Origin of the sequence: Streptomyces sp. UH6, assembly GCF_013421635.1 — a bacterium.
GTDB lineage: Bacteria > Actinomycetota > Actinomycetes > Streptomycetales > Streptomycetaceae > Streptomyces > Streptomyces abyssomicinicus.
In genome coordinates, this window is the sequence record NZ_JACADT010000570.1 from 1 (window position 1) to 3,687 (window position 3,687).

Sequence of the window (3,687 nt, forward strand, 5' to 3'; positions counted from 1 at the left end):
GGCCCCATGCCGGTCACCGTACGGCCGGTCCTGCCTCCCGTACGGCGGTCCCGTCCGCCCCTGCCCGGGCCGCGGCCACGGCCCACACCCCGTCCGTCATCACCCGGCGTCCCCGCATCTCGTGCTCCCCGTTGCGGGCCTCGACCGACCGCGGCCGCACCCGGATCCACACGTGTTCGCGGCCCTCCTTCCGCGGGTCCCAGCCCGTCTTCGCCACGAACGCCTCCGCCGCCGCCGCGGGGACCTCCGCGCAGGTGAGGACCTCGGCGTCGCCGTCCACCAGGACCACGTCGAGCGTGTCGCCCAGCGCCAGACGGACACGGCGGACGGCCCGCAGGTTGCGGGCGGTCGGCGTGGCCGGACGGGTGGCGAGCCAGAGGGCGTCGTCGTGCCGGACGAACCAGAGCGGCACCAGGTACGGCGTCCCCCCGGCGTCCGCGGACGCCACCCAGACGTCCGTCTCGTGGGTGAGGCGGGCGAGGACGTCACGGGTGCGCTGTTCCATGCCGCGGGGCGGCCGACCGGTCTGCATGCCCGCACGCTAGCCGCCGGGCCGCACCGGCCGCCTCCGCCCCGAGTCCCTGACCGGCTCGGCCGACGGGCTGAGGACCGGACCACCGGACGCCCCGATTGTCGCTTATCGGATATATTGACCATCGACTTCGCCCGGCGAAAGCGGTTGAGCATGACGTCACTGCAACAGAAGCCCGAGACATCGACGGCGGCCGCCGACGAACCCGTCCCGCTCCTGTCACCGGTCAACTCGCACAACGAGTGGGATCCGCTCGAGGAGATCGTCGTCGGCCGCCTCGACGGGGCGACCATCCCCACCCGTCACCCGGTGGTGTCCTGCAACATCCCGCCCTGGGCGGCCCGCCTCCAGGGCCTGGTGGCGGGCGTCCGCTACCCGCGGGCACTGGTCGAACGGGCACAGGAGGAACTCGACGGGTTCGTCACCCTGCTGGAGTCCCTGGGCATCACGGTCCGACGCCCGGAGGCCGCCGAGCACCGGAAGCGCTTCGCCACCCCCGACTGGGCGTCGCGCGGCTTCTGCAACACCTGCCCTCGCGACAGCATGCTGGTGATCGGCGACGAGATCATCGAGACGCCGATGGCCTGGCCCTGCCGCTACTTCGAGACGCACACCTACCGCCCGGTCCTCAAGGACTACTTCCGGCGCGGCGCCCGCTGGACCGCGGCCCCCCGCCCCCAGCTCACCGACGAGCTCTACGACCGCGAGTTCCGCATCCCGCGGCCCGGCGAGCCGATGCGGTACATCCTCACCGAGTTCGAGCCGGTCTTCGACGCCGCCGACTTCGTCCGCGCGGGGCGGGACCTGTTCGTGACCCGCAGCAACGTCACCAACCTCAGCGGCATCGAGTGGCTCCGCCGCCACCTCGGACCCCGGTACCGGATCCACGAGATCGAGAGCCGCTGCCGGGCCCCCATGCACATCGACACCACCTTCATGGTGCTGGCCCCGGGGAAGGCTCTGGTCAACCCCGAGTACATCGACGTCGACCGGCTGCCGGAGGTGCTGCGGTCCTGGGACATCCTGGTCGCCCCCGAGCCCGACCCGATCCGCGACCCGCTGCTCAAGCTCACCTCGCTGTGCGGCAGATGGCTCAGCCTCAACGTCCTGATGCTGGACGAGAAGCGGGTGGTCGCCGAACGCCACCACACCGGCATGCTGCGCGCCCTGGAGAGATGGGGCTTCGAGCCGGTCCCCTGCGACCTGCTCCACTACGCGCCGTTCGGCGGCTCCTTCCACTGCGCGACGCTGGACATCCGCCGCCGGGGGGCCCTGCAGTCGTACTTCTGAGACCGTGACGCGAGACGGTGAGGCTCCCCCCGCCCGGTGAGGCGGGGGGAGCCTCGCCGCGCGTGCGGCCCGCATGCGGCCGGCCACCGCGACGACCTGCGCTTCGTTCAGTCCGCTGAACTCCCGTCGGGTACGCGAACGTCGAGCACACCAAACCCGCCCTGCGCAGCGTATTGACGGTCCATCACGGCACTTCTACTGTGACGGCACCCATTCAGGGATCTGTCAGCAATTCATGTCCATGAACGCGAGGAGCCGAGATGGCCGCACTGGACTGGGTGGTGCTGGGCGCGTACTTCTTCGTAATGGTCGGCATCGGCCTGTGGTCGAGGAAGCGCATCCACACCATCGCCGACTTCTTCACGGCCCGTGGCCGCATACCGTGGTGGCTCTCCGGCATCTCGCACCACATGTCCGGGTACAGCGCGATCATGTTCGTCACCTTCGCCGCGGTGGCGTACGACCACGGGGTCACCGTCTACTTCTGGTGGCCGCTCACCATCGGCGTGGGCATCGGCATCGGCGCCTTCGTCTTCGCCGCGCGCTGGAACCGGCTGCGGGCCAAGCACGGCGTCAACTCGCCGCTCGCCTACCTCGCCGTCCGCTACAACCTGCCCACCCAGCAGGTGCTCGCCTACAGCGGCGCCGCGCTGAAGGTCGTCGACATCGCCGCGAAGTGGGTCGCCATCGCCCTGCTGCTCCAGGGGTTCGCGGACATCCCGCTCGTCTGGGGCATCACGCTGACGGGCGTCTGCACCATGTTCTACATGGCCTTCGGCGGGCTGTGGGCCGACGTCCTCACCGACTTCGGGCAGTTCGTCATCCAGGGCGTGGCCGGCTTCGCGATGCTCTTCGCGCTCTTCGCCCACCTGGACGGCGTGGCCACCCTGTGGACCATGTGGGGCGACCTGCCGGAGAGTCACGGCGACCCGGTCACCGGGCCGGTCACCTCCGGCCTGATCATGGCGTTCCTCCTGGTGAAGACCTTCGAGTACAACGGCGGCATGTGGAACCTGGCGCAGCGCTACATGGCCGCCCCGTCCGGCTCCCGGGCCAAGCGGTCGGCCCTGCTCTCCAGCTTCCTGTGGATCGTGTGGCCGTTCATCCTCTTCATCCCGATGATCGCCGCCCCGCTCGTCGTGCCCGGCGTCGAGAACGGCGAGCAGTCGTACATCATGCTGGCCCAGGAGCTGCTGCCCGCGGGCATCATCGGACTGCTGCTCGCCGGGTTCTTCTCGCACACGATGGCCATGGTGGCCTCCGACTCCAACGTCATCACGGCCGTCATCACCCGTGACCTCGCCCCGGTGCTGTTCCCGCGGGTCCGGCGCCTCACCCAGGCCGGGCAGCTGACGTTCGCCCGGATCACCACGGTCGCGTTCGTCACGGTCAGCATGACCTTCGCGCTCTTCGCCGACCCGGACGGCTTCATCATGACGGTGGTGGTCAGCATCGTCGCCGCGACCATGGGCCCGATCTCCATCCCGCTGATGCTCGGGCTGCTCCCCTGGTTCCGGCGCCACGGCCCGCTCGCCGCGATCACCTCCTGGGCGGGCGGCCTGTCGGTGTGGGCGTACCTGTACTGGGGCGTGGAGGACGCCACGCAGACCATGAACGTGGGGCTGCCGGTGCTGACCTCGCTGACCCTGTACGTGGTCGTCGGATTCCTGCGGCCCGAGCGCAGCACGGCGCGCGACACCTTGATCGACTCCCTCGACAGCGACCCGTCGGACGCCGAACGCGCGGCGCTGGAGGCGAGGTTCGAAGGCGACCTGCCCGGCTCGGACGGTGACGCCGTCGCGGAGACGGTCGTCACCCGCTGAGCCCGAGGGCCCTGCGGCCGCACGGCGCCGTCCGTCCCCCAC

The 3,687-nt window shown here is 70.5% G+C and carries 3 protein-coding genes; 2 read left to right on the forward strand and 1 reads right to left on the reverse strand.

The genetic code is table 11. The features are described 5' to 3' along the window. Positions 1–13 precede the first annotated feature (13 nt). A complete protein-coding gene (locus tag HW445_RS22180) occupies positions 14–532 on the reverse strand; it encodes a pyridoxamine 5'-phosphate oxidase family protein (RefSeq protein ID WP_180222732.1) in 519 nt (172 codons plus the stop codon). A 153-nt stretch (positions 533–685) separates the two neighbouring features. Between HW445_RS22180 and HW445_RS22185 the strand changes: the two genes are divergently transcribed. Together HW445_RS22185 and HW445_RS22190 are read left to right on the forward strand one after the other, a co-directional pair. Further along, positions 686–1,822 carry an amidinotransferase gene (locus tag HW445_RS22185; protein WP_180222733.1) on the forward strand — a complete coding sequence of 379 codons (1,137 nt, stop codon included), beginning with the start codon at positions 686–688 and terminating at the stop codon, positions 1,820–1,822. A 260-nt stretch (positions 1,823–2,082) separates the two neighbouring features. Beyond that, the gene (locus HW445_RS22190; RefSeq protein ID WP_180222734.1) at positions 2,083–3,645 is read left to right on the forward strand and encodes a sodium:solute symporter family protein; all 1,563 of its coding nucleotides are present in this window, start codon (positions 2,083–2,085) and stop codon (positions 3,643–3,645) included. Positions 3,646–3,687: the final 42 nt, after the last annotated feature.

Excerpts from the sequence above, each read along its gene's own strand:
- HW445_RS22190 (WP_180222734.1), top strand. The coding sequence starts at position 2,083 with ATGGCCGCACTGGACTGGGTGGTGCTGGGCGCGTACTTCTTCGTAATG.
- HW445_RS22185 (WP_180222733.1), top strand. The coding sequence starts at position 686 with ATGACGTCACTGCAACAGAAGCCCGAGACATCGACGGCGGCCGCCGAC.
- HW445_RS22180 (WP_180222732.1), bottom strand. The coding sequence starts at position 532 with ATGCAGACCGGTCGGCCGCCCCGCGGCATGGAACAGCGCACCCGTGAC.